Here is a 25883-nt window from a genome sequence, read left to right as displayed (position 1 = left end):
TGGCCGGGTAAAGATTCGGTTCCGCGTTCAGCCGGCAATGTCGAAACCCTCTCCGGTGAGGGAGACGAAGCGCTCCTCCAGGCTGGCGTTCTCCACGCCGAAACCCCGGACCCGCACGCCGTCGGACACAAGGGCAGCCACAATCTCCTCGGGAGCCACCTCGTGCCCCGGCGGACCGGTGCTGACGAGGCTCTGGCCATCGGGCCCGTATGAGCCGGGCGGCGGAGCAGACAGCTCCGACTGCAGGCCCAGCCTGGAGAGGACACGGACAGCGGCCTCAATATCGGGCGTGTGGACCCGGATCGTGGCCTTTCCCGCGGCGCGCAGTTCGTGGAGGGTTCCTTGCGCCACGAGTTTGCCGACGCTCATGACGCCCACATGGGTGCACATCTGTTCCACTTCCGCGAGGAGATGGCTGGAAACGAACACCGTGGTGCCTCCTGCCGCCAGGGAACGGACCAGGCTGCGCACCTCCCGGGTACCTTGCGGATCCAGGCCGTTGGTAGGTTCATCCAGGACAAGCAGTTCCCTCGGCCGCAGCAAGGCATGCGCAATCCCCAGGCGTTGCTTCATCCCGAGGGAATAGGCCCGGACCTTCTTGCCTGCGGCATGGGACAACCCCACCCTCTCGAGCGCTTCATCCACCCTTGCGGCCCTGGTTCGCGGGGAGGCATGAAGGTCGGCGCTGTCCAAGCGCCGAAGGTTGGCCGCCCCGGACAGGAAAGGGTAGAAGGCCGGGCCTTCCACCAGCGAGCCCACATTGGGCAGGACCGTCGCCAGCTGGCGCGGCATTTCGCCGCCAAGAACCCGGATGCGGCCGTTCGTGGCGGCCGCCAAGCCAAGCAGCAACCGGATGGTCGTGGTCTTGCCGGAGCCGTTTGGACCAAGGAAACCAAAAACTGAACCGCGGGGAACCGCCAAGTCGACACTGTCGACGGCGGCCCGGTGGCCGAAGCGCTTGCTGAGGCCTTGCGTCTCTATCGCCAGTTCAGCCGGCGGGGATGCCTCCGTCATTTCGCGGCGGCTGCGGCCTGCAACCGCTCAAGTGGCACCATTCCCGCGAAGACGCGGCCGTCGTCGAGCATCAAGACAGTTACCAGGCTGGTGGTCAGCGCACGGCCGCCCGGCACCGCTTGGGTGAGCTGGGTCAACATCGGAGCCGAGCGGACATCAGGGGTCATCGTGCCCGCGGGCAGGCCCATCACGGCGTCCCAGCCGGTGCCCGTGATCGTGGGCCGGCTCGCTGTTGCCTTTGCCTGCGGTGCCTGCCCGGTCTTACCGGGGAGGGTGCGCGGCTGCGGGCTTGCCTTCTCTTCCACGGCGGCACCGCGGGGCGGAGTGAAACTGAACAGGGCGGCGTCGGGCGCGGACAAGCTCAAGTCAGTGAACGCGAGCGAAAAGGCCGCTGCGGCCTGGCCCCGTGCCCGCACATCGACGCTGAGCGGCAAGCCCGAGGCGGAGTCGACGGCGATTGTCACTGAATCGACGAGCGTGCCGGTACTGCGCGGCTTGATCGCCAATGGGTACGCCGTGCGGCCGGCCACCGTGGTTCCGTCGCCCACGGTCACGTCTGTGGTGGGCCCGACGGCGGCGAGGAAGTGTTGCGCGACGACGTCAGGCGTGGTTACTCCGGGAGTCGGTGTCGCGTGTGGCGCCGCAGCGCGCGCCGGCTCTGCGGGCATTGTCATGTGCGCCGCACTGTTGTCGGCCGAGTTGTAGAGCCAGAGATCGTTGCCATTGCGGACGAGGTCGCGCTCGGCGAGCATGTCCATCACCTGGAACCTGGCTTTGGCGGGACCGTCAATGTAGACCCGGGCCGTGTGTGAACCGCTCAAAAGCTCCATGACCGACGCGGGGCCTTGGGTTGCCGTTGGCCCGACCGAGGGGAGCTGGGGGAGTCCCAGATCGGAACTTTGTTGAAGGGTCCCGGACAAGGCACGGACGTCGGCTCGGCCGATCATCGCGATGACTTCCTCGGCGGTTTTGTGCGGCAGGCTCGTCGCAGCTCCTGCCTGGTAGGAACCAGCCAGGGCCGCCGCAGCAAGGGCTGCCGGAACCAGCGCGGCCGGCAACCAACGCAACCAGGCGCGGGTCATGGCAACCTCGCGAACCATCCACCATCGGGGAAGTTCATGGTTCCAGACTACTCCTGGTGCCCGGAGTGATCACGTGCCCATGGCCTCCTTGTCCGTGCCGGGCAGCGCGGAGATTCGATTCCCGATCATCGGTAAGCGCATGGCGCCGGTCACACGAAAACCGCGAGTGTTGATCTCCTCACCCCCGGATCTCCGTCCGTACAGAGACAATGCCGTCCCAAGGAGAAACCCCATGGCAATAACCACCCGGAAACTGGCAACGATGCGCAAAACCCCCGGAAAAGCAGCCCTCGCGTCGTTCCTCGGGAGCACCCTCGAGTATTACGACTTCTTCATTTACGGCTCTGCGGCCGCGCTGGTCTTCGGGCCGCTGTTCTTTCCCTCCGACGATCCCGCCGTCGGCCTGATTGGCGCCTTTGCCACGTTCGGCGTCGCTTACATAGCGCGCCCGGTGGGAGGGCTTGTGATGGGCCATTTCGGCGACAAATTGGGAAGGAAGAAGATCCTGCTCATCACGCTCGGCGTCATGGGCCTTTCTTCGCTGGGCATCGGCTTCCTGCCGAGCTACAGCCAGATAGGGTACTGGGCGCCGGTCCTGCTGGTTGCCGGTCGCCTGGCGCAGGGTTTCTCTGCCGGGGCTGAGTCTGCGGGAGCATCGACGCTGACACTGGAACACTCGCCGGAAGGCCGCCGCGGCTTCTTTACCAGTTTCGTGATGACCGGCTACGCCTCCGGGATGGTCCTCGCCACCTTGGTCTTCATTCCGGTCGCCGCCTTGCCCCGCGACGCACTCATGAGCTGGGGGTGGAGGATCCCCTTCTGGCTGTCGATTGTGGTCCTGGCCATCGCCTACTGGGTCCGCACCCATCTGGATGAGACTCCCGTCTTCGAAGACGCAAAAGAGAAGGATGCGGTGGCTTCCTTGCCGATCCGCGATGTGCTCAAGTTCCAGTCCATGGACGTGGTGCGCGTTATTGGGATGTCCATCATGTCGGTCATGCAGACCATCTTCACCGTCTTCGGTTTGGCCTATGCAACGGGTGCGGCCGGCTTCGACAAGACGGCAATCCTTACGGTGAATGCCGTGGCGATCGGACTGTCAATGTTCGTCATGCCCCTCGTCGCGAGGCTATCGGACAAAGTGGGGCGGCGACCATTGCTCCTGACCGCAGCCATCGGCTGCTCGGCTACGATCTTTGCCTACTTCTGGACGCTGTCCACCGGCAACATCTGGCTGGTTTTCGCCGCGGCCTTCGTCAACATGACACTGCTCTACTCATGCTTCAACGGCATCTGGCCTTCATACTTCGCCGAACTGTTCGCGGCCCCCGTCCGCTACTCCGGCATGGCCATTGGCAACCAGCTAGGACTGGTGGTCGCGGGTTTCGGCCCGCTGATCGCCGGGCTGCTGCTCGGCAAAGGCGCTGACGGCTGGGTGCCCGTGGCGGTGTTCGCGTGCGCCTGCATGGCTATTGCCGCTGTCTGCGTAGCTTTGTCGAGGGAAACAGCGAAGACGCCGATCGGGGAGCTAGGCGCGCCCTACCTGCTGGGCATGGAGCTTCGGGCGTCCCAAAAGGATGGCAGCGGCTATGCCTCCAACATCGTCCGGACGAACTCCGCGCTTGGCCGTGAATAGGCGGCTCCCAGATGCTCGAACAAGGCGATTCCCGCCGTGCCGGGCCAATCCTCGGGAAGGAACTCCGCCGGCAGCCCCGGATCCAGGTACGGAATGATCCGCCACCGGTCAATGCATCGGACATAACGGGCGAAGATTTCGGCGGAGGCCGGGCCGCCGTCGGAATCGTTGCCCTGGCCGCCTTCTTCGGCCGCGGAACCGTGATGCCGGATGAAGTCGCGATGCAGTTCTGCCACGGCGTCCAGGTCCCACCACGCGGATGCGGCATCGCGGAGGCTGCCGCCCACCAAGGGAGTATCCGTGACGAAAACCGTGGCCATGCCGCGCAGTTCCAGGTCCTCCAGGATCTCCTCCACTTCCTCCCGAAGGGAATCCGGGCAGATCCACAGCCCTGCTGCCACCGTGCCGCAGCCGATCCAGTGCAATCGCCGCCGCAATTGGTGCCGTTTTTCGCGCTCCGTTTCCGGAATGGAAAAGGACACGAGGCACCAGCGGTCCTCCGAGGACATAAGGCGGGGGTTGAATATCCGCCGGTCGCCGCGGGCAAGCATCGATGCGGCGCCCTCGGTGACGGCGAAGCCGGGAACACCGTGACGCTGCTGCGGAAGGACGATTTCCTTCTTCTTCAACCGTGACAAGGCCGTCCGGGAAACAGCCGCGGTCACGCCAAGGGCCTCCATGAGGGCGATGATGTGCCTGGTGGACATCCATCCGCCGGCGTCGCGCAGGTACAAGCCGATCACCGTGCGCAGCAACGACGTGGTACTCCCGGGCCGGGAGTCCATGTCGTCGAGGACGGCACTCACAGGAGCTCGGCGAGGGCGTCCCGGATGGCGGTCACGCCCAGCTCAACCTCCGCGTAGCTGGTGCTGAGCGGCGAGAGGCCGATCCGCAGTCCGTGCGGGGGGCGGAAATCCGGAATGACACCCCGCTCCCAAAGCGTCTGGGTCACCTCGCCGAACAACGGATGGTCCACCGTGATGTGCGAGCCACGCTCTGCGGTGTTGCGCGGGCTGACAATCTCGGCACCGAGGGGGACCAACATGTCCTCGGCCAAGGCAGCTGCGTACTCGGTGAGTTTGATGGACTTCTCCCGCACGGCGTCCATGCCCACCGACGCGATCAGCTCAACCATGTCCTTGAGCGGCTGCATGGCCAGCACCGGGGGTGTGCCGGTGATGAAGCTGCGGATCCCCTTGGCGGGTGCGTAGCTCTCTGTCATGCCGAAAGGGTTGTCGGCGCCCATCCAGCCCCAAATGGGCTGCTGCAAGCGGTCCTGCTGCGCCGCGCTGACATACGCGAACGCGGGAGAGCCCGGGCCGCCATTGAGGTACTTGTACGTGCAACCCACAGCAAGGTCCACGCCCCAGGCGTCCAGTTCGAGGGGGACCGAGCCTACCGAGTGGCACAGGTCCCAGAGCATGAGAGCACCGGATTCCTTGACCATCGCGGTGATTGCCGCGGCATCCGCCAGGAAACCGGAACGGTAAGCCACGTGGCTGAGCACGACGACGGCGGTCCGCTCGCTGAGCAGTCCCTCAAGGTCCGTGGTCCGGACGCCGCTGGCCGGATTGGAAGCGACCCACTTGATGGTGGCGCCCTTCTCAGCGGCGATGCCCTCGATGATGAAACGGTCAGTGGGGAAGTTGTCCCGGTCCACCACAATCTCATCGCGGCCCGGCTGGGCGTCTACCGCTGCCCGGATGAGCTTGTAGAGCATCACGGACGTGGAATCTCCCACGGTGACCTGGCCGGCGGCCGCACCCAAGGTGACGACGCCGATCCGGTCGCCCACCGTAGTGGGCTCGTCCATCCACTGTTCGTCCCAGCCGCGGATAAGTCGGCTGCCCCAGGCGTCCTCGACGAAGGACGCGAGCTTTGCCGACGTCGCCTTGAGCGGCCTTCCGAGCGAGTTCCCGTCAAGGTAGGCGGTGAGCTGGCCGTCCGCCGGGGAGTAAAAGGCCTCGCGCTGCCCGGCGAGGGGATCCGCGGCGTCGAGTTCCGCCGACGTCGGCCGTTGCGTTTGCTGCGCGCTGTTCATGTCTCTCCTGAAACTGCTGGGGTTGCTTGGAATTACTGTTCAGTTGCCGATTTCGGTGCGGACGGCGTAGAGCTCCGGGAAGAAAGTCAGGTCAAGGGCCCGCTTGAGGAAGTCGACGCCGGAGGAGCCTCCCGTGCCCACCTTGAATCCGATGGTTCGCTGCACTGTCCGCAAGTGGCGGAAGCGCCAGGCATGGAAGTTGTCCTCGATGTCCACGAGGTCTTCGCAGGCCTCGTAAAAACCCCAAGGCGTGGCTTCCGATTCGTAGATCTCCTGGAAGACCGGGACAAGGTCCTTCTGGAATGTCCACGGTTCGCTCGTGTCACGTTCCAGGATGTCGGCGGGAACGGCATAACCGGCCCTCGCCAGCACTGCGAGGAAGGCGTCATAAAGAGTCGGCTCCTCCAAGAGGGTGCTGAGCTGGCTGTGCGCCGCCGGATCGCTCTCGAAGACCCGGAGCATGTCGCGGTTCTTGTTGCCCAGGAGGAACTCGACGCCGCGGTACTGGTGGGACTGGAAGCCTGATGAACTGCCCAGGAAGCGCCGGAATTCGGAGTACTCGCGCGGAGTGAGCGTGCCCAGGACAGACCACTGCTCGGTCATGGTCCGCTGGATCGCCTTGACGCGCGCGATGCATTTGAGGGCCTTGGCAAGGTTGTCCACATCAAGGAGCCGGCGGGCTTCAAGAAGCTCATGCAGGATCAGTTTGAGCCACAGTTCGCTGGTCTGGTGCTGGATGATGAACAGCAATTCGTCGTGGTGTTCGGGTGTGCTCAATGGGTGCTGGGCAGTGAGGAGGCGGTCAAGGTCCAGATACCCGCCGTAGGACATGGCCTGGCTGAAGTCGGTGCGGACCGAATCCTCGATAGGCCTGATGCTTTGGGCGGAGTGGCCGGTACGGTTTTCCATACATTGATCGTATCACTATCATGACGAACGTCAAGATAATGAAAATCTGAGGATGCGTGACTGACGTTCCAAGGCCACTTTTTGTTGCCTAAGTGAACCGCTGGCGGAGTCTGTACGTCGTAAGATCGGCAGGGGGGTATGCGGGCTCCAGGAGGCTCCATGTACCAGCAGACAGTCAGCATTCGGGATTTACCAGCAGACCGTCGGCATCCGGAGGTAGACGGCCTAGAACACTTCCTCGGTCTCGAACAGATGGCGTTACGTACACGCTCAAAGCTTCGGGCCCGGGACCTCATAGTGCAGAAATACGGGGGCTCCTCCGTAGCCGATGCGGCAGCCATCAAGCGGGTCGCCCGGCGGATCGCCGAGACCCGGGAGGCCGGACACCCGCTGGTGGTGGTGGTTTCGGCCATGGGCGACACCACCGACGAACTGCTTGACCTGGCCGTGTCACTCAGCCCCAGTCCTCCCGCCAGCGAACTTGACGCGTTGCTGACCACGGGTGAACGGATTTCCGTGACGCTCCTGGCGATTGCCCTGTCCGACCTTGGTGTCCCTTCCCGAACCTTCAGCGGAAAGAAGGCCGGACTGATTACCGACGGCATCCACGGCAAGGCGCACATCGTCAACGTTGACCCGCACCATATCCGCGCCTGCCTGAAACGCGAAGAAGTTGCCATCGTCGCTGGTTTCCAAGGGAAGGGCCTCAAGAAGAAAGAGGTCACCACGCTGGGCCGGGGCGGTTCGGACATCACGGCCGTCGCCTTGGCGGCCGCGTTGGGGGCCGGTATGTGCGAAATCTATACCGACGTCGATGGCGTTTATACCGCGGACCCGCGGGTCGTTCCCCGCGCGCGGAAAATCGATGTCATTTCAAACGAGGAAATGCTGGAATTGGCTGCGTCCGGTTCCAAAGTGGTGCATGCCAGATGCCTTGAGTATGCCCGCCGTTTTGGCGTCCCCATCCATGTGCGTTCGTCTTTCAACCGTGTCATGGGCACCCTGATCCTCCCAAGCCAGGACCAAGAGGCGGTGTGGGACCACAAGCCGGTCTGGGAACGGGCTCCGGCCGTTGAGCAGCCAGTGGTCTCTGCAGTTCTCTGTGACCGGTCCGTGGCGAAGCTAAAGGTCATAGGCGTCGCGGATGGGGTGGGAAAGTCTGCGGAAATCTTCGGGCTTCTTGCCGACGCGCGCGCCCAGGTTGACATGGTCGTTCAAAACAGCTCGGCCGCGCGTGCCGGCGGCAGCGACATTTCGCTGGCGATTCCCAGCCGGGACGGATTCCGTGTCCGTGAGGCCTTGTCCGCTGCCCAGGGGGCCATCGGCTTCATCGACCTCCAGTACGACGGCCAGATCGGCAGGCTGTCGCTGATCGGGGTGGGCCTGCGCACTGACGCCCAGGTCTTTTCGCGGCTCTTCAAGGCCCTTTCGGACGCGGGAGCCGAGATCGAGCTGATCTCGGCCTCCGACATGCGCATCGACGTCGTTGTCCGCGCGGCAGCGCTCGAGGACGCGCAGCGCTCCGTGCGGTTCGCCTTCGGGCTGGACCATGCAGGAAAGGACCCGGCAGGACAGGACCCGGCAGGACAGGAGCAGGCAGGGCAGGACCAGTCAGGAGAGGAGGCCAGCAAAGCGCCGTAGCGGGGCCGCAGCACCGGCACCCCATCTTCCCCGCGTCGCAAAAGGCACGGCAGCGGGACGCGCTCAGTCATTGATCCGCCGCCGCGGATCCACGGGATAAGGACCCGATCGCCATGCACACACACCCGCAGCAGGCTACCTTGACCTCGGCACATGTAACCGGGCCCCTGCCAGGACCCGGATCTGCTGAATTGTTGGCTCGCCAGGAACTCCACGAATCCAATGCCCGTACCTATCCGCGGCATCTTCCCATCGCCATTGCCGAGGGCTCCGGTGCCTTTGTGCGGGACGTCGATGGCAATGTCTTCATTGATTTCCTAGCCGGTGCCGGGGTTTTGTCCCTCGGGCACAGCCATCCGGAGCTGGTCGAGGTCGTGGCGGAACAAGTGCGGATCTTGAGCCATGGGCTTGATTTCCCGACGCCGGTGAAGGACGCCTTCACGAGCGCACAGCTGTCCATGCTTCCTTGGGGACTTGGCGATCGGATGAAGATCCACTTCTGCGGACCAACCGGTGCAAATGCCGTGGATGCTGCCATCAAATTGTGCAAGACCGCCACCGGACGCGGGGACATCGTGTGCTTCCAGGGAGCATTCCATGGCAGCAGTGCCGTGGGGATGGCGTTGACTGGACTAGTTGAACAGAAGCAACCGGTGGCGAACGGGATGCCCGGAGTTCACTTCTTCCCCTATTCCTACTGTGCGCAGTGTCCCGTAGGCCTGCGCCCGGAGACTTGTGCGACCAACTGTGTCCAATTCTTCGAACATTCCCTCAAAGACCCGCTCGGGGGCATTCCACTTCCCGCAGCCGTCATCATGGAAATGGTCCAGGGCGAGGGGGGAGTTGTACCGGCCACCGTCGAATTCGCGCGAACCGTGCGCAGGGTGACCCGTGAGCTGGACATCCCGCTGATTATCGATGAGATCCAGACCGGGTGCGGGCGCACCGGAACGTGGTTCGCGTTCGAGCAGTACGGGATCGAGCCCGATGTCATCGTGGCATCCAAGGCCCTTAGCGGAATAGGCCTCCCCGTTGCGCTGATCATCTACAACAAGGACCTCGACCTCTGGCTCCCGGGTGCCCACACCGGGACATTCCGCGGAAACCAGTTGGCATTCGCCGCGGGGGCTGCAGCCGTGGAGATCATCCGGCGCGACGACGTTCTCGGCAACGTCCGTAGCCGCGGCGCGCAGATTGCCCGGCTCCTCGCGCCCTTGACCGCAAACCCCTGGGTGCGCGAGGTACGGGGCCGGGGCCTGATGTGGGGAATCGAGTTCCGCGATCCGGGGACAGGACGTCCTGCCGGACACCTGGCCCGCGCAGTGCAGCGAAATGCCCTGGAGCGGGGCCTGATCCTGGAATGCGGCGGGCGGGACGACTGCGTGGTCCGGCTCTTGCCGCCGCTGAACATCACGGCGGAACTCGTCGACGCCGCTTGCGGGCTGCTGCTGGCTGCCATTGCCGAACAAAGTTCCATCGCAGGACAGAGTGCCAAGGCAGGGGCGGTCCGATAGGGCCCGCCGGCCGGACACAGGGACAGGACCAGGAGGGGAACATGGGAAGGCACGTGACTGCTCAGGGCAGTACGACACAGGGCAACACAACGCAGGGCAACACAAGGCAGGGCAACACAACGCGGGGCAACACGATCCGGTGGAGCCCGGGCGAGCGGCTTGAGGAGCTCTTCGAGGACCGGTGCGACCGGCAACGAGCCGAAGGCGGCAGCCGCCATCCGGCAGTGGAAACAGCGGATGGTTCGCTCAGCTATGAAGAACTCGACTCCCGGGCCAACCGGCTCGCCCGCTACCTCCTTGCGCGCGGTGTGAGCCCGGGCGAAAGAATCGCACTGCTGTTCGATGACCCGGTGTGGTCCTATGTCAGCATGCTCGCGGTCCTCAAGGCCCATGCCGTCTACGTGCCCCTCGACCCGGCGTTCCCTCCAGAGAGAATTGCCTACATTGCCGCCGACGCGGACGTCACCATGATCCTGACTGTCTCCCGCCTCGCGGACAGCCTCCTGACCGGGACTGCGGCCCCCGCGGTTCGCATGGACAAGGAGGACCGCCGCATTGCCGCGTTCGAACCCTCCCGCTTGGGCTGGGCGGGACAGGAGTCCCCGGCCAACGGACTGGCCTACATCATCTACACCTCGGGATCCACCGGACGGCCAAAGGGAGTAGCCATAGCCCACGCCAGCATCTGCCACTTCGTACGGATTGCCGCCGAAACCTACGGCTACGATTCCGGCGACCGGGTCTACCAGGGCATGACCACGGCTTTCGACTTCTCCGTGGAGGAGATCTGGGTGCCTTGGATGGTGGGGGCCACCTTGGTGCCCCGACCGCCCGGGAACAACCTCCTCGGGCCGGATCTTGCCGAGTTCATCGAGGCCCGGAACATCACCGCCCTTTGCTGCGTGCCGACCCTGCTCGCCACGCTCGATGACGACCTGCCCGGGTTGCGGTTCCTGCTCGTCTCCGGTGAAGCCTGCCCGGAGGACCTTGTGGAGCGTTGGCACCGGCCCGGCCGGCGGTTCCTGAATGTCTACGGGCCCACCGAAGCGACCGTGACGGCAACCTGGGGCACGGCGGAGCCCGGCAAGCCCGTGACCCTGGGCAAACCGTTGCCCGGCTACTCGGCGGTCATCCTGGATCCCGTCCAGGACCGCGCCTTGCCTCACGGCGAGCTGGGCGAAATCGGTCTGGCGGGGGTGGGGCTCGCCAGGGGGTACATCAACCGGCCCGAGCTGACAGAAAGGGCCTTCATTCCCGATTTCCTGGGCTTGGCGGACAACCCCTCCCATCGCATTTACCGCACGGGTGACCTGGGCCGGTTCAACGACGACGACGAGATCGAGTACCACGGCCGCGCCGACACACAGGTGAAGGTCCGAGGCTATCGGATTGAGCTGAGCGAAATCGAAAACGTCCTTCTGCAGATACCCGGGATAGCGATGGCCGTTGTGAAGACGTGGGAGCCCGAGCCGGGAATCACGGAACTTGCCGCCTACTACACGATGCACCAGAACGTCCCCGAGGTGGCAGGAGGAGACATCCGTGCCTGGCTGCGCGAGCGGCTTCCCGCCTACATGGTGCCGGGCTATTTCCAGTCCCTCCGGACCATGCCGATGATGGTCAGCGGGAAAGTGGACCGCAGCCGCCTTCCACATCCCGCCGGGCCGCGCACGGTCAGTACAGACTTCGCTGACACCAGTCCGGTGACGCCCACGGAACGGATCCTCGCCCCGGCTTTGGCTGCGGCGCTCCGGCTCACGTCGGTTTCCACCACCGCCAACTTCTTCAACGACCTCGGGGCAAACTCCCTGCTGATGGCGCATTTCTGCGCCAACGTCCGCAAGGAAGCCAACTCACCCTCAGTCTCGATGCGCGAGATCTATGCATATCCGACCATCGCCGCATTGGCGGCCGCCCTCGACGCCGCGAACGACGAGGCACTGGCGGGGGTCGGCGCCGGAGGGAGGGGAACTGCGACGGCTGAACCGTTCCTGCGAGTGGGGACTGCCCAGTACCTGCTGTGCGGGGTTTTGCAGGCGTTGGCCGCCCTGGCCTACGCGTACGTCGTCGTGCTCATCCCCTCCGCCGGCGAACAGTGGATCGGCGGGTCCCGGCAGCCGGGCGTCCTCGTGGCGCGCTCCGTCGTCGTCGGCACCATATCGTTCCTGGCCCTGGCAGTCATGCCCATTGCGCTCAAATGGGCGCTCATCGGCCGGTGGAAGGCCGAGGAGTTCCCTCTCTGGTCCTTGCGGTACGTCCGCTTCTGGTTCGTGAAGACATTAGTCAACACAAGCCCTGTCCGCTTGTTCGTCGGGACACCGGTCTTCCCCCTGTACCTCAGGGCGCTGGGGGCCAGGATCGGCCCGAGGGTAACCATCCTCTCCTCAAGGATTCCGGCCTGCACCGACTTGCTGACAGTGGGAGCGGACACAGTGATCCGGAGGGACTCAACGTTCAGCTGCTACCGTGCCCACGCCGGCCGGATCCAGACGGGGCCCGTCATCCTAGGCCGAAACGTCCTGATCGGCGAACAAACGACGCTGGAGATTGACACAGCCATGGGCGACGACGCCCAACTGGGGCACAGCTCCTGCCTGCATCGCTTCCAGAGTATTCCGCCCGGCGGCGCCTGGGCCGGCTCCCCGGCCGAGCCCACCAACACCAGCTATCGCAGGGCGGGACAAGCCGCGTCCGGGACGGCCAGCCGGGCCAGTTTCAGTTTCTGGACCGTGGTGGTCCACGTGGTACTGGTGTCGTCCATCGGGCTTGGAGTCATCGACGTCGTACTCGCTTCCCTCCCCACGGGCGAAACAAACCCGGCCAAGCCGCTATTCTGGCAAGCGCTCCTGCTGATCTCCGCCGTCCTTCTTTTCGGCAGCATCCTGGCCGCTTTCGCCGTCGCCGCCACCGTTCCGAGGCTGCTGGCGTTGCTTCTGGTTCCAGGCAAGGACTACCCCCTCTACGGCGTCCGCTTCGGACTGTTGCGGACAGCCCAGCGGCTGACCAACCTCAAAGCACTCCTCCAGCTCACCGGAGACAGTTCCCTGATCGTGTACTACCTGGACGTCCTGGGCTATCACCAACCGGACATGGTGCAGACCGGATCCAATTTCGGCGTCGGGCTGAAGCATGACAGCCCCACACTGACTACGGTCGGCAGCGGCACCATGGTCTCGGATGGGCTTTCAATCATCAATGCCGACTACTCGAACACCGCTTTCCGCCTTTCGCCCGCCACCATCGGGGCCAGGAGCTTCTTCGGCAACAACATCGCCTATCCCGCCGGAGCCAGGATGGGGGACAACTGCCTCCTGGGGACCAAGACCATGGTGCCTTTGGACGGTCCGCTACGCGAGGGGGTGGGCCTCCTGGGCTCACCGCCCTTTGAAATACCGCGCACCGTGGACCGTGACAACACCTTTGATCGGTTCAGGACGGCGGAGGAATTGCGGCGCCGGATCCCTGCAAAGAACGTACACAACACCGTGACGGTGATCCTCTACCTGCTTGCCCGGTGGGCTGAACTGTACGTGATTCTCCTCGCCGCCTGGGCATCGCAGGCCTTCCTTCCCGCCGCAGGGGGACTCGCTGCGGTGGCGGCGCTGGGAACAATGGTCATTACCACGGGCGTCCTGATGGTCCTCGTGGAACGGGCGTCCCTCGGCTTTGGACGACTTTCGCCGACCTTCTGCTCCATCTACGAAGTGCCCTTCTGGCGGCACGAGCGCTACTGGAAACTCGGCGCCGGGGGAATCGTGCAAATGTTCAACGGCACGCCCTTCAAACCCGTGATCTGGCGAATCCTGGGCGTCCGGATGGGCAAGAAGGTCTTCGACGACGGTTGCGGGATCCCGGAAAAGACCCTCGTCACCATCGGGGACTACTGCACCCTCAACGCTTACGCCGTGGCGCAATGCCACTCCATGGAGGACGGCGCGTTCAAACTCGATGCCATCACCCTTGGCGCCGGCTGCACCCTGGGCGTGGGTGCGTTCGTCCATTACGGCACCACCATGCATGACGGCTCGGAACTCGAAGCCGACTCGTTCCTGATGAAGGGCGAGGATGTCCCGGCCGGCGGCATCTTCGGCGGCAATCCTGCACGCGAACTGACCCGGCAAACGGTCCCCGGACTGCTATAACGCCAACGCGTGGCTTACGCTGGCCTTGTTGGCACGTCCGGGAGGGGGACTGCATGACCACCGTGTCGCTGTATCTGGACGTCGACGGCGTGGTGAACCCCTTCGGTCCCATGGGCTTCACTGATTGGGGTACGGAATGGAAAATCGCCGACGCCGGAATCCTCGACGTCGTGTACGCGTCCGAACTGGTTGGCGAACTCAATGAGCTGGCCGCGCACCCCGCGGCGAGGTTTGTTTGGCTGACCACGTGGCAGCGGCTCGCCCCTGAGTTCCTGTGCCCTGCAATCGGTCTCCATGGCGAGCATTGGCCCGTCCTGACCAGCGACGGTTGGGACCAGACCGCCGATTGGTGGAAGCTGGACGTCTTGCAGAAGGACGTCCAGGAATCCGGAGCCGAACGCATCGTGTGGATGGACGATCAGCTGAACCATGAAGCCGCTGCCCGGTCCTGGGCCGAGTTCCTCGGCAACCGTGTGCTTTGGATCTCACCGGACCCGCGGCGGGGCCTGTCACGCAGCGATATCGCGGCTGTTCGGCAATTCCTTGGATGATGCTGGGCCTACGTTTTGCCATGCCGGCAATGGCACGTAAGATTCTTAAGGTTTCACGCCCGCCATAGTTAATTCCGCCAGTACAGTCAGATGAACGCGTGCTGAACTGTTTTTTGTTGGGCAGGCCCGGGGAAGTGGAACTGCGCATCATCGACTCTGCAGATTGGGCACCAGGTGGGAATCACCTTCATGGTCGCGCTTGTCATAGCGCTGGCCTTATTTTTTGACTTCACCAACGGCTTCCACGACACTGCGAACGCCATGGCGACTCCGATCGCCACGGGTGCCATCAAACCCAAGACGGCTGTTGCCTTGGCCGCGGTGCTCAACCTCGTGGGCGCGTTCCTCTCGACCGAAGTGGCGAAGACCATTTCGGGAGGACTTATCCGAGAGGGCACGGACGGTATCCACATCACGCCGGAGATCATCTTCGCCGGGCTGATGGGGGCCGTCCTGTGGAACATGTTCACGTGGCTCAAGGGGCTGCCGTCGAGTTCTTCGCACGCGCTTTTTGGCGGCCTCATCGGGGCGGCGATCGTCGGCATCGGATTCCACGCCGTCAACTTCGATACCGTGCTCCAGAAGGTCATCCTTCCGGCCGTCTTCTCGCCACTGCTCGCCGGTGCCGTGGCCTATCTATGCACCAAGCTGGCCTACGCCCTGACGTCCCGGCATGACCCCGAAACCGGCGACAAGCTGACCCAGAAGCGCGGCGGATTCCGTACCGGCCAGATCTTCACCTCAAGCCTTGTCGCCTTGGCGCACGGTACCAACGACGCGCAAAAGACCATGGGCATCATCACCCTCGTCCTGATCGCCGCCGGAACCCAGCCGGCCGGCAGCGGCCCGCAGTTCTGGGTCATCGGGGCCTGCGCACTCGCTATCGCCATCGGAACCTACGCCGGCGGATGGCGCATCATCCGGACGATGGGTTCCGGGCTGACCGACGTCAAGCCGGCCCAAGGCTTCTCTGCCGAAGCGAGCACCGCTTCGGCCATCCTCGCTTCCTCCCACCTCGGCTTCGCGCTCTCCACCACGCAGGTGGCCTCCGGGTCGGTCATTGGCTCGGGCCTCGGGCGCAAAGGCACCACGGTGCGCTGGGGAACCGTGGGGCGCATCGCCACCGGCTGGCTCTTCACCCTCCCTGCGGCTGCGATCGTGGGCGCCTTGACCGCGTTCCTCATCGGTACAGGCACTGTCGGCGTGGTTATCGCTGCAGTCGTGGGCACCGCCGTCGTCGTCTACATGTTCATCTACTCGAGGAAGTCGCACGTGGGCCACCACAACGCCGTCGAAGTCGAAGAAGCCGGCACCGCAGTCCGCTTCCGCAAGAAGAACGCCAAGAAACAGAGTCTGAGCAAAAGCATGAGTAAGGACATCCAGGCATGAAGTGGTTGGATCTGGTGCAGGTGGCCGGCGCGACCCTTGTGGCAGCCGTGCTCCTCGTAGTGCTGTATTCGCTCGGTGTCCGCCTCACCGCCATCGCGGGCGACGCCCGGCAGAAGTCGCCGGTCATGGTGCGGTCCCTTGCGTACGTGTGTTTCGCGGCTTGCGGAATCGCCGTGCTTTTCGGGATCTATCTGATCGTTCCGTACTTCACGAAGTAGCTGGGAACGCCGCCGCCTCATGGGTAGGGTGGGGCCATGGCGGATTTCCAGTACTACGTGGCATCCTCGCTTGACGGGTTCATCGCTACCAAGGATGACGATCTCGGCTGGCTGCTCCAGTTCGAAGAGGCCGAGGGTGTCACCGAAAGCTACGAAGACTTCATGGCGGGCATCGGCTGCATAGTCATGGGCGGCCAGACCTATCGCTGGCTCATGGAACATGAACCGGGCAAATGGCCGTATCCGGGTGTTCCATGCTGGATCTTCACCCACCGCGAATACGCGGCGCCGCCCGGCGCGGACGTCACGTTCGTGCGTGGCGAGGTTGAGGAATTCGCGCCGGACCTGATTGCCGACGCCGGCGGCAAGAACGTGTGGCTGGTTGGCGGTGGAAACCTGGTAGCCCAGTTCGCCAAGGCCGGCCTGCTGGACGAGATGATTGTCACCCTTATCCCGGTCGCCTTGGGTTCCGGTAAGCGCTTGTTGCCTGTCGAGAGCCCGACGGCGCCGCTTGAGTTGATCTCGTCCCGCACCCTGGGTGGCGCGGCAGTCGAGGTGCGCTACAGGTTCCCCAAGCGTGCCGGGTCAGCGGGCCCTGTTCTCCCGGATCATGTTGGTAATCCGGGCAGTTGACAGCCGTCGGCCGTGTTCGTCGGTCATGACGATTTCATGGGTGGCGAGCGTACCGCCCAAGTGGATGGCAGTGCACGTACCGGTGACCAGGCCGCTTGCTATGGAGCGATGGTGGGTAGCGCCCACCTCGATCCCTACGACGTGGCGTCCAGCTCCGGCATGCAGGGCCGCCGCGAAGGAGCCCAGGGTTTCGGCGAGAACCACGTGGGCTCCGCCGTGGAGGATGCCCGCAACCTGGGTGTTGCCTTCCACCGGCATGGTGGCGACGGTCCGTTCAGGGCCCAGTTCAAGGAACTTGATGCCCATCTTCGCCACGAGCGAGCCTACGCCATAGCGGGAAAGCCAACCGTGCAACTCCTGCGGAACGCCGGCCGCATTGAGTTCGTCGGTGAACGGGCCCGGCGTGAAATTGTCCATCATGGCAACTAGGCTGGCACCTGTGAGCGAAACAACCAAACCGGACTCAGTTCCAACGGCAACGCCAGTGTCAACTGGAACAACAACATCAACTGCAACAGCAACGTCAACTGGAACAGCAACATCAACTGCCACTGCAACGGCACCAGACCCTTCAACAAGCATTGCGGACACCGCGGCAGGTGGCCGGCCGAGGCTCTTGGTCCTTGATGGCCACTCGATGGCGTTCCGGGCGTTCTATGCCCTGCCGGCTGAAAACTTCGCCACATCCTCGGGTCAGCACACCAACGCGGTGCATGGCTTCACGTCGATGTTGATCAACCTCATCAAGGATCAGAAGCCCACCCACGTTGCGGTGGCATTCGATGTCTCGGACGACACGACGTTCCGCAAGGCGGAGTACAGCGAATACAAGGGTGGCCGAAACGAGACGCCGCCGGAGTTCCGCGGACAGATCGACCTCATCGACCAAGTCATGGAAGCGTGGGGCATCAAGACCATCAAGATGCCCGGATACGAGGCCGACGATATCCTCGCCACGCTCGCGGCGCGAGGGGAGGCCGCTGGCTACGAAGTCCTCCTGGTTTCAGGGGACCGCGACGCTTTCCAGCTCATCACCGACAACGTGTTCGTCCTGTACCCGAAGCAGGGCGTGTCCAATATTCCCCGCATGGACTCGGCAGCCATCGAAGAGAAGTACTTCGTTCCCCCGTCCCGCTACTCCGATCTGGCCGCGCTGGTAGGGGAGTCCGCTGACAACCTCGCCGGCGTTCCCGGCGTCGGCCCCAAGACCGCAGCCAAGTGGATCAACCTTTACGGCGGCCTGGAAGGGATCCTGGAGAACCTGGATTCCATCGGCGGCAAAGTCGGAGGAGCCCTCCGGGAAAACATCGACGCCGTCAAGCGCAATCGCCGCCTCAACCAGCTCCTCAAAGACCTTGAGCTCCCAGTGACGCTCGCCGAACTCGAGGAGCCGCGCCCGAACCGCCAGGAGGTCGAGACACTCTTCGACACCCTCGAATTCAGGACCCTCCGTGCCCGGCTGTTCGCACTCTACGGCGACGACACAGCCGGAGCGCCTCCCGAGACCATCGACGCGCCCGACTACGCGGTCCTGCAGGACGCCGCCGCCTTGGAGGCCTTTTTCGCTGCGGGCTCGGGCAGCCGCGCCGCAGTTGCCGTGCAGTTGGTTCCCGGGCGGATTGGCGACGACGCCGCTGCCCTCGCCGTCGTTCGGTCCAACGGGGCCGCTTATATCGAGCTGTCGTCCTTGGACGCTGCGGCTGATGCCGTCCTGGCCAAATGGCTGCGGGATCCCGAAGAAGCCAAGGTCATGCACGAGTTCAAGGACGCTCTGAAGGCCTTGCACCACCGAGGACTTGGCCTGGAAGGCGTGGTGGACGACACCGCCATTTCGGGCTACTTGATCCAGCCGGACCGCCGCAGCTACGAGCTCGCCGAACTCGCCCAGCACCACTTGAGGATCACCATCACGGCTGTGGCGGCCCAAACCGGCCAGCTGGAACTCGATCTTGGTGATGGGCCGGACGGTGCCGCGGCCAGCGCGCTCGTCCAGCAGGCCGCCGTCGTGCACGCACTGAGCAAGCACTTCGAAAGCGAGCTCGCCGAGCGCAAGGCCGAGGCGCTCCTGACCACGCTGGAGCTGCCGGTCGCACGGGTCCTGGCCCAGATGGAACTCTCCGGCATTGCCATCTCTACGGAACGCCTGAACGAACAGCTCGCGGACCTCGCGAAGGTGATCGACAACGCCCAGGAGCAGGCATTTGCCGCAATCGGCCACGAGGTCAATCTTGGCTCTCCCAAGCAGCTCCAGACCGTCCTCTTCGAAGAACTTGGCCTGCCCAAAACCAAGAAGATCAAGTCCGGCTACACCACGGACGCCGCCTCGCTGAAGGCGCTCCTTGAGAAGACCGGCCACGAGTTCCTGGTGCAGCTCATGGCTCACCGGGAATCCTCCAAGCTGGCCCAAATGCTGGAGACGCTCAAGAAATCAGTGGCTGAGGACGGACGTATCCACACTACGTACGCGCAGAACGTCGCGGCCACGGGGCGCATTTCCTCGAACAACCCCAATCTGCAGAACATCCCGGTGCGCAGTGAGGAAGGCCGGCGCGTCCGCGGGATCTTCGTCGTCAGTGAGGGCTACGAATGCCTGCTATCGGCTGACTACTCGCAGATCGAAATGCGTATCATGGCGCACCTGTCCGGCGACGAAGGACTCATCCAGGCGTACAAGGAGGGTGAAGACCTGCACCGCTATGTCGGCTCGCACATCTTCAACGTTGCGCCGGAAGAGGTCACCAGTGCCATGCGCTCCAAGGTCAAGGCGATGTCCTACGGATTGGCCTACGGGCTTACCTCGTTCGGCCTGTCCAAGCAACTGGAAATCTCCGTCGACGAGGCCAGGACCCTCATGAAGGACTACTTCGACCGCTTCGGCGCAGTGCGCGACTATCTGCGTGGCGTGGTGGAGCAGGCCCGGATCGACGGCTACACCTCCACGATCGAGGGCCGCCGCCGCTATCTTCCGGACCTGACCAGCACGGACCGCCAGCACCGGGAGATCGCCGAACGCATCGCGCTGAACTCGCCCATCCAGGGCTCGGCGGCGGACCTCATGAAGCGGGCCATGCTCGGCGTCTCTGCCGAGTTGACCAGCCAGGGGCTGAAGTCCCGGATGCTGCTGCAGGTCCATGACGAGCTCGTGCTCGAGGTAGCCCACGGCGAACGCGAAGCGGTCGAAAAGCTCGTCACCGAGCAAATGGGGACGGCAGCCCAGCTCACGGTCCCGCTGGACGTGCAGGTAGGTGTCGGCTCCAGCTGGTACGACGCCGGCCACTAGCAGGCGCACCGGCCTGCTTGCAGGCTCGCACGGGGCACGCCGCCGCTATGGTGGCGTGCCCCGTGCTGTCTGGCTAGGCTCGGGACGTGGCTGATCCCAAGGAAACCAAGGAAAAATACAACGTCAAGCGCTTTCGTTCCGTCGACAAGGAGAACCCTGACTACGGACAAGCACGTGATTGGCTCCGGGCCGTCGGCTTCGGATTCCACGACGAGCAACGAAGCGATGAGCTCATCGACAAGATCCTCGCGATGTACCAAGCGGACAACCGTGAGCTGACGGGCGTCTACGTCAACGACGAACCACCGTTGCACGCGCTCAACCCGGGGTTTCCGGTGGCTACCTTTGGAACGCTGGAAAACAAGCTGAATGTTGGCTTCGGCCAGGAACTGCGGACCCGCCAGATCACGGCTGTCACCGTCCGCGGAACGCACCGGCGGCACGGCATCCTGCGGGGGATGATGACCGTGGATCTCGCCGATGCCAAGGATGACGGCTTCGCCATGGCCGCCCTGACCGCGTCCGAGGCATCCATCTACGGCCGCTTTGGCTTTGGCGTCGCAACCTTTGAGCGGAGCATCAAGGTTGACACCGGTCCGAAATTCCGCGTCCGGCACGAGCCCGTTGGCCGGGTGGAGATCGCAGATCCAAGAGTCCTTCTCGAACTCGCGCCCGAGGTTTTCGAACGCGCTCACCACCGCACGCCGGGGTCCATCGTGAGGCAGGACTCCTACCGCCATCACGTGTCCGGGGCCATGAAGCGCGACGGCAGTGAGGACAAGGCCATCAAATGTGCGCTCCACTACGCACCCGATGGCACCATTGACGGCTACGTGTCCTACAAGTTCGCCGGCTGGGAAACGAAGCCATACACCGTGGAAGTCGTGGACCTTGTCGCCGCGACGGACTCCGCGTACCTGGAACTGTGGCAATTCCTGGGCAGCATCGATCTCATCGAACAGGTCTCCTGGCCTGAAGCCCCCGTTGAAGACCCGCTGGCGTGGGCGCTCGAGGACGGACGTTGCGTCACGTCCTCCGACTATCGCGACATGTTGTGGTTGCGCGTCCTGGACGTCCCTGCGGCCTTGTCAGCCCGCCGCTACGGCGCCGATGGACGCTTGGTGCTGGAAGTCCGGGATGCGCTTGGTTTTGCCGACGGTATGTGGGAATTGACGTCCGACGGCGGCGTCGTCACCGTCAGTGAGTCGAGTGGCGGGAGCCAGGAATCGGGCCCGGACCTGAGCATGGATGTCACGGACCTGGGGTCTGTCTATTTGGGTGCCGTCAGTCCTGTAATCTTGGCTTCGGCAGGCCGGATCCGTGAGCACACGCCCGGAGCAGCATTGGCTGCCCAGCACATGTTCGCCGTCGAACGCCCCGCCCATTGCCTGACGCACTTCTAGGCACATCTCCACACGCAGGATCAACAACAGAAGAAGGATTCCATGGGGGAATTCCAGCCGGGGGGCCGCTCCTCCGGCACATCAGGGCTGCCGGGCCGGAGGTCGTTGCTGGCGGTCGCCGCCGGACTCGCGGTGACCGGCCTGGCCGCCTGCGCCCAGCAACCGGCAGGTGCACCGTCGCTTCGCCCCACATCGGCTTCAACGCCGGTCGTCGAAGCGGTGGGCCAGCGTCCGGTCGTGCCCGAAACGCGGCCCGCGCCGCCGTCGAGGTCCCAGGTTGTGGCCGAATTCTCCGGGCGCAAGCCCGTCGAATGGGGGCTTGATGTCACTGGCGTTGTTTCAAAAACACCGTCCACGCATGCGGTCTTGACGTTTGATGCCTGCGGTGGCCCCCACGGCTCGGACTGCGATCAACGCTTGCTCAAGACCCTGCGCATGCTCAACGTTCCCGCCACGTTGTTCGTCAACGGCCGTTGGATCAAGGCCAATCCCGGGCTGGCGGCCGATCTCGCGGCCGATCCGTTGTTCGAACTCGGCAACCACGGCTTCCGGCACGAACCCTTGTCGGTCACCGGTCGCTCAGCGTACGGCATTCCGGGCACGGCCAGCGCGGGAGAGGTTTATGACGAAATCATGGGCAACCAGGAAGTCATGGAGCATCTCTGCGGCAAGGCCCCCCGCTTCTTCAGGGCGGGCACTGCCTACTACGACGACGTCGCGGCGGCGATCACCAATGCCCTCGGACTGGTGCCGGTGAGCTTCACCGTGAACGGCGACGGCGGCGCCACCTTCCCGGCCCCTACTGTCGCCACGGAAGTGGGAAAAATCGCCGCGGGACGGGGCTCAGGCCAGATTGTGATCTCGCACTTCAACCAGCCCGCCGGCGGCACTGCGGAGGGCTATGCACGTGTCCTGCCAAGCTTGTTGGACCGCGGTGTGACGTTCGCTCGGCTGGGTGACACGCTGCCGCTTTGACCCTCCTTGAGGCGAACGACTAGAATGAACGGGCGCATGCTACGTGCGCGCAAATTTACAATCCACAATTCAGGATGACCCGGCGTTTTGCCGTGTCCTGCGGACCGGCGACGGAAAGCGGGCGGTTTGCCTGACCGATACTCTATCCACAACGGAGCCCCTACTACATGACCATCACCTCCACCGAGAAGCCCGGTACCCCCGTAGTCGCCATCAACGACATCGGTACCGCTGAGGACTTCCTCGCAGCTGTCGACGCCACCATCAAGTACTTCAACGACGGAGACCTCGTCGAAGGTATCGTCGTCAAGGTTGACCGCGACGAAGTCCTGCTCGACATCGGTTACAAGACCGAAGGTGTCATCCCTTCCCGCGAGCTTTCCATCAAGCACGACGTTGACCCCGGGGACGTCGTCTCCGTTGGCGATCAGGTCGAAGCCCTGGTGCTCACCAAGGAAGACAAAGAAGGCCGACTGATCCTCTCCAAGAAGCGTGCTCAGTACGAGCGTGCCTGGGGCGACATCGAGAAGGTCAAGGAAGAAGACGGTGTTGTCACCGGCACCGTCATCGAGGTTGTCAAGGGTGGTCTTATCCTCGACATCGGTCTGCGCGGCTTCCTGCCCGCATCCCTCGTCGAGATGCGCCGCGTCCGCGACCTCGCTCCGTACATCGGTCAGCAGATCGAAGCCAAGATCATCGAGCTGGACAAGAACCGCAACAACGTTGTTCTTTCCCGCCGTGCATGGCTCGAGCAGACCCAGTCCGAGGTTCGCTCCACGTTCCTCAACAAGCTGGAAAAGGGCCAGGTTCGTCCCGGCGTCGTTTCCTCCATCGTCAACTTCGGTGCATTCGTGGACCTTGGCGGCGTCGACGGTCTGGTTCACGTTTCCGAGCTGTCCTGGAAGCACATCGACCACCCGTCCGAGGTTGTCGAGGTTGGCCAGGAAGTCACCGTCGAGGTTCTCGAAGTGGATCTGGACCGCGAGCGCGTGTCCCTGTCCCTCAAGGCCACGCAGGAAGACCCGTGGCAGACCTTCGCCCGCACCCACGCCCTCGGCCAGGTTGTTCCGGGTAAGGTCACCAAGCTGGTTCCGTTCGGTGCGTTCGTTCGCGTCGAAGACGGCATCGAAGGCCTCGTTCACATCTCCGAGCTGGCTGTCCGCCACGTTGAGCTTGCTGAGCAGGTCGTCTCCGTTGGCGACGAGCTCTTCGTCAAGGTCATCGACATCGACCTCGAGCGCCGCCGCATCTCCCTCTCCCTCAAGCAGGCTAACGAGGGCGTTGACGCTGACAGCACCGAGTTCGACCCGGCTCTGTACGGCATGGCCGCTGAGTACGACGAAGAGGGCAACTACAAGTACCCCGAGGGCTTCGACCCCGAGTCGAACGAATGGCTCGAGGGCTACGAGACGCAGCGCGCCGCTTGGGAGCAGCAGTACGCTGACGCCCAGGCGCGTTGGGAAGCTCACAAGAAGCAGGTTTCCCAGCACGCTGCTGACGACGCCGCTGCTGCCGCTTCCGGCGAGAGCGACTCCGGCACCACCAGCTACTCCTCCGAGCCGGCTGCTGCCGAGTCCAACGCGGGCACCCTGGCATCCGACGAGGCCCTCGCAGCTCTGCGCGAGAAGCTGACCGGCAACTAATTCAGCCGAAAAGCCACGAAGGCGCCCCTTCCACTTGGAGGGGGCGCCTTCCGTTTAACCCAACGCGGGGTCACTTACGGCCCGTGTTGGCGCCCGACATGGGCCGTAAGTGACCCCGCGTTGGCAGCGAGGAGTGGGCATATGCCCACTATGTCCAGTGGTGGCGGGCACGGGAGGGCATGTCCCTGTGGGGTGGACGCTCGGCCCTGGACGTCGACCGATTTGAGTCCCGACGAGCTGCCGGTCACGGATGCCAGCCCTTCACCGGGATCGCACCGGAGATTTGGGGATAACTAACTGATGACGATCTATCAGATACGTCGCACGCGCTGCTAGCATGTGGTTGGCTCTTTGGACAAGGTCAATGAAACCAAGGGGAAAGTCATTGTGCTAAAACATCTCAGGACCGGCCTTGTGATCGCTTCGCTATCGACCTTGCTGGCTGCGGGGGCAGCCGTTCCGGCCTATGCCGCGACTTCCGAGAAAACCGTCGAGAACGTGACGAGGAGTTCAGGTTCGCGGGTATAAGCGTGACGAAGGTTCGCCTGACCGGGACGTACGTTACGGGAAGCGGCGTCGTGTTGAGCACGAACGGTGCAACTGCACATGTTGTGCACTCATACGAGCCCGGATCGAGCATATCCTTTAGTAACTTCAGCCACTACGTTTCTGGTGGGCGGGGCTATTTCCAGACCACAGTGACCGTGACCCGGTCCATTTTCGGGTGGAACCACTCCACGAGATCCGCTAATCTCCGACTGGTTACCAGCGGCCCCGGAGTAGTCTCGTGCGGATGGGCGTGATCAGACTTATGAACCCCTTGGTTCCAACTTTTTCAGAGGCGGTACTTTCTTTTGCCCCGCTGGCTTTCCTCTTGCTGGCAGCGCTGGCGATCATGACTTTCTATACGATCAAGCTATTCCGAAAGGCAAGATCCAGGGCGCGCCCGCAGAGTTCACTCGGAAGGACTGCATCGCAGGATTACCACGATCTGAAATAACAGTTTGCCAGGATCCAAGCGTCAACCACAGGACATGCCCCTCGTTGACTGCAAGGAGTGGACATATGCCCACAATGTCCAATGGTGGTGGTCAGGGGAGGGCATGTCCCTAGCGCGGGTGCTCAGGCCTGGACGTCGACCCATTCCGTTCCCCGCAATTGGAGGCCCGAGGCGCCGCCGGTCATGGATGCCAGCCGCTCACCGGCGTCCGCGATTGCGCCTGGATCATCGGGTAGCGCCACGCGCAGGATCGTCTCCGAGGGCTCGTAGCTTGTTTCGGCCATGACGTAGCCCGCGGAGCGCAGATCGTTTTCAAGCCTCCCGGCCGCTTGGTGGGGCACGGGGATGTCGCAAATCCGCAGGCGGCGTCGCTGAACCAGGGGAGCAGAGTCCAGTGCGGCCGAGACTGACTCGGAGTAGGCGCGGACCAGTCCGCCGGCGCCCAGGAGTATGCCACCGAAATAGCGCACGACGACGGCGCTGACGTCGCTGAGGTCAGTCACCCCGGGCAGTGTCTCGCGTTTGATGAGCGCCTCAAGCATGGGGATGCCGGCAGTTCCGGAGGGCTCGCCGTCGTCGTTGGAACGCTGGATGACGCGATCCGGACCGAGGACGAATGCCGAGCAGTGGTGCCGGGCGTCATGGAACTCCTTGCGCAGTTCCGCCACCAAGGCGCGGGCGGAGTCCTCGTCGGAGGCGCGGCGCAGCACCGTGATGAAGCGCGAACGCTTGATCTCGAGTTCGTGGCGGAAATCGTCTCCCGGCGCCAACGTTGTGTACGCCGTCGCCCGGCTTTCTTCCTGTTCTGCCAC

At 63.8% G+C, this 25883-nt stretch carries 19 protein-coding genes; 12 read left to right on the top strand and 7 right to left on the bottom strand.

Annotated elements, in window-relative coordinates; all coding sequences use genetic code 11:
- Positions 1-27 precede the first annotated feature (27 nt).
- Positions 28-1014 (bottom strand): ABC transporter ATP-binding protein, encoded by a 987-nt coding sequence (locus tag ACFVTG_RS02250; protein ID WP_390277600.1) that lies wholly within the window; start codon positions 1012-1014, stop codon positions 28-30.
- On the bottom strand, positions 1011-2096 hold the full coding sequence (locus ACFVTG_RS02245; RefSeq protein ID WP_390277598.1) for an outer membrane lipoprotein carrier protein LolA: 1086 nt from the start codon (positions 2094-2096) through the stop codon (positions 1011-1013). Before ACFVTG_RS02245 ends, ACFVTG_RS02250 begins: the two co-directional genes overlap by 4 nt.
- A gap of 232 nt (positions 2097-2328) precedes the next feature.
- Here ACFVTG_RS02245 and ACFVTG_RS02240 point away from each other — a divergent pair, with 232 nt between their 5' ends.
- Positions 2329-3732: an MFS transporter gene (locus tag ACFVTG_RS02240; RefSeq protein WP_390277596.1), complete on the top strand. Its 1404-nt coding sequence runs from the start codon at positions 2329-2331 to the stop codon at positions 3730-3732.
- Here ACFVTG_RS02240 and ACFVTG_RS02235 read toward each other — a convergent pair.
- From ACFVTG_RS02235 to kynA, 3 genes are read right to left on the bottom strand one after another with little or no spacing between them, the layout of a single operon-like run.
- On the bottom strand, positions 3684-4538 hold the full coding sequence (locus ACFVTG_RS02235) for a PaaX family transcriptional regulator C-terminal domain-containing protein (RefSeq protein WP_390277594.1): 855 nt from the start codon (positions 4536-4538) through the stop codon (positions 3684-3686). The two genes, ACFVTG_RS02240 and ACFVTG_RS02235, sit on opposite strands and share 49 nt — an antisense overlap.
- Positions 4535-5773, bottom strand: coding sequence for a kynureninase (gene kynU, locus ACFVTG_RS02230; RefSeq protein ID WP_284752743.1), 1239 nt, complete (start codon positions 5771-5773; stop codon positions 4535-4537). Before kynU ends, ACFVTG_RS02235 begins: the two co-directional genes overlap by 4 nt.
- A 39-nt stretch (positions 5774-5812) precedes the next feature.
- Positions 5813-6682, bottom strand: coding sequence for a tryptophan 2,3-dioxygenase (gene kynA / locus ACFVTG_RS02225; RefSeq protein ID WP_390277591.1), 870 nt, complete (start codon positions 6680-6682; stop codon positions 5813-5815).
- Positions 6683-6841: 159 nt separating this feature from the next.
- Here kynA and ACFVTG_RS02220 point away from each other — a divergent pair, with 159 nt between their 5' ends.
- The 7 genes from ACFVTG_RS02220 (at position 6842) to ACFVTG_RS02190 (ending at position 16770) form a co-directional block, all read left to right on the top strand.
- A complete protein-coding gene (locus ACFVTG_RS02220; protein ID WP_390277589.1) occupies positions 6842-8323 on the top strand; it encodes an aspartate kinase in 1482 nt (493 codons plus the stop codon).
- Between the two features lie 113 nt (positions 8324-8436).
- Positions 8437-9837 carry a diaminobutyrate--2-oxoglutarate transaminase family protein gene (locus tag ACFVTG_RS02215; protein WP_390277587.1) on the top strand — a complete coding sequence of 467 codons (1401 nt, stop codon included), beginning with the start codon at positions 8437-8439 and terminating at the stop codon, positions 9835-9837.
- A gap of 41 nt (positions 9838-9878) precedes the next feature.
- A complete protein-coding gene (locus ACFVTG_RS02210; RefSeq protein ID WP_390277585.1) occupies positions 9879-13979 on the top strand; it encodes a Pls/PosA family non-ribosomal peptide synthetase in 4101 nt (1366 codons plus the stop codon).
- A 53-nt stretch (positions 13980-14032) separates the two neighbouring features.
- A complete protein-coding gene (locus ACFVTG_RS02205; protein ID WP_390277583.1) occupies positions 14033-14530 on the top strand; it encodes an HAD domain-containing protein in 498 nt (165 codons plus the stop codon).
- 174 nt (positions 14531-14704) lie between these two features.
- Complete coding sequence (locus ACFVTG_RS02200; protein WP_284752748.1) at positions 14705-15919, top strand: anion permease; 1215 nt, start codon at positions 14705-14707, stop codon at positions 15917-15919.
- Positions 15916-16137 (top strand): hypothetical protein, encoded by a 222-nt coding sequence (locus ACFVTG_RS02195; RefSeq protein ID WP_284752749.1) that lies wholly within the window; start codon positions 15916-15918, stop codon positions 16135-16137. Before ACFVTG_RS02200 ends, ACFVTG_RS02195 begins: the two co-directional genes overlap by 4 nt.
- A gap of 36 nt (positions 16138-16173) precedes the next feature.
- The gene (locus ACFVTG_RS02190) at positions 16174-16770 is read left to right on the top strand and encodes a dihydrofolate reductase family protein (protein ID WP_390277581.1); all 597 of its coding nucleotides are present in this window, start codon (positions 16174-16176) and stop codon (positions 16768-16770) included.
- On the opposite strand, the gene ACFVTG_RS02185 is transcribed toward ACFVTG_RS02190, so the two are convergent.
- Complete coding sequence (locus tag ACFVTG_RS02185) at positions 16723-17190, bottom strand: hotdog fold thioesterase (protein WP_284752751.1); 468 nt, start codon at positions 17188-17190, stop codon at positions 16723-16725. The two genes, ACFVTG_RS02190 and ACFVTG_RS02185, sit on opposite strands and share 48 nt — an antisense overlap.
- A gap of 217 nt (positions 17191-17407) precedes the next feature.
- Between ACFVTG_RS02185 and polA the strand changes: the two genes are divergently transcribed.
- The 4 genes from polA to rpsA all read left to right on the top strand — a co-directional run bounded on the left by polA (position 17408) and on the right by rpsA (position 24071).
- Entirely contained in the window at positions 17408-20050 is a 2643-nt protein-coding gene (gene polA, locus ACFVTG_RS02180; RefSeq protein ID WP_284752819.1) for a DNA polymerase I, read from the top strand.
- Between the two features lie 86 nt (positions 20051-20136).
- Positions 20137-21453: a GNAT family N-acetyltransferase gene (locus tag ACFVTG_RS02175; protein WP_390277579.1), complete on the top strand. Its 1317-nt coding sequence runs from the start codon at positions 20137-20139 to the stop codon at positions 21451-21453.
- 42 nt (positions 21454-21495) lie between these two features.
- Positions 21496-22428 (top strand): polysaccharide deacetylase family protein, encoded by a 933-nt coding sequence (locus tag ACFVTG_RS02170; RefSeq protein ID WP_390277577.1) that lies wholly within the window; start codon positions 21496-21498, stop codon positions 22426-22428.
- A 167-nt stretch (positions 22429-22595) separates the two neighbouring features.
- Entirely contained in the window at positions 22596-24071 is a 1476-nt protein-coding gene (gene rpsA, locus ACFVTG_RS02165; protein ID WP_284752754.1) for a 30S ribosomal protein S1, read from the top strand.
- A gap of 1122 nt (positions 24072-25193) precedes the next feature.
- On the opposite strand, the gene ACFVTG_RS02160 is transcribed toward rpsA, so the two are convergent.
- On the bottom strand, positions 25194-25883 hold the full coding sequence (locus tag ACFVTG_RS02160) for an IMPACT family protein (RefSeq protein ID WP_390277574.1): 690 nt from the start codon (positions 25881-25883) through the stop codon (positions 25194-25196).

The sequence above is a fragment of the Arthrobacter sp. NPDC058127 genome (genome assembly GCF_042884555.1).
Lineage (GTDB): Bacteria > Actinomycetota > Actinomycetes > Actinomycetales > Micrococcaceae > Arthrobacter.
This window is presented reverse-complemented; position numbering and strand designations above follow the sequence as displayed.

Bases quoted from the DNA above. Each gene is read 5' to 3' on its own strand.
- ACFVTG_RS02250 (WP_390277600.1), bottom strand. From the start codon at position 1,014: ATGACGGAGGCATCCCCGCCGGCTGAACTGGCGATAGAGACGCAAGGC.
- ACFVTG_RS02245 (WP_390277598.1), bottom strand. From the start codon at position 2,096: ATGACCCGCGCCTGGTTGCGTTGGTTGCCGGCCGCGCTGGTTCCGGCA.
- ACFVTG_RS02240 (WP_390277596.1), top strand. From the start codon at position 2,329: ATGGCAATAACCACCCGGAAACTGGCAACGATGCGCAAAACCCCCGGA.
- kynU (WP_284752743.1), bottom strand. From the start codon at position 5,773: ATGAACAGCGCGCAGCAAACGCAACGGCCGACGTCGGCGGAACTCGAC.
- kynA (WP_390277591.1), bottom strand. From the start codon at position 6,682: ATGGAAAACCGTACCGGCCACTCCGCCCAAAGCATCAGGCCTATCGAG.
- ACFVTG_RS02220 (WP_390277589.1), top strand. From the start codon at position 6,842: ATGTACCAGCAGACAGTCAGCATTCGGGATTTACCAGCAGACCGTCGG.
- ACFVTG_RS02215 (WP_390277587.1), top strand. From the start codon at position 8,437: ATGCACACACACCCGCAGCAGGCTACCTTGACCTCGGCACATGTAACC.
- ACFVTG_RS02210 (WP_390277585.1), top strand. From the start codon at position 9,879: ATGGGAAGGCACGTGACTGCTCAGGGCAGTACGACACAGGGCAACACA.
- ACFVTG_RS02205 (WP_390277583.1), top strand. From the start codon at position 14,033: ATGACCACCGTGTCGCTGTATCTGGACGTCGACGGCGTGGTGAACCCC.
- ACFVTG_RS02195 (WP_284752749.1), top strand. From the start codon at position 15,916: ATGAAGTGGTTGGATCTGGTGCAGGTGGCCGGCGCGACCCTTGTGGCA.
- ACFVTG_RS02190 (WP_390277581.1), top strand. From the start codon at position 16,174: ATGGCGGATTTCCAGTACTACGTGGCATCCTCGCTTGACGGGTTCATC.
- ACFVTG_RS02185 (WP_284752751.1), bottom strand. From the start codon at position 17,190: ATGATGGACAATTTCACGCCGGGCCCGTTCACCGACGAACTCAATGCG.
- polA (WP_284752819.1), top strand. From the start codon at position 17,408: ATGGCGTTCCGGGCGTTCTATGCCCTGCCGGCTGAAAACTTCGCCACA.
- ACFVTG_RS02170 (WP_390277577.1), top strand. From the start codon at position 21,496: ATGGGGGAATTCCAGCCGGGGGGCCGCTCCTCCGGCACATCAGGGCTG.
- rpsA (WP_284752754.1), top strand. From the start codon at position 22,596: ATGACCATCACCTCCACCGAGAAGCCCGGTACCCCCGTAGTCGCCATC.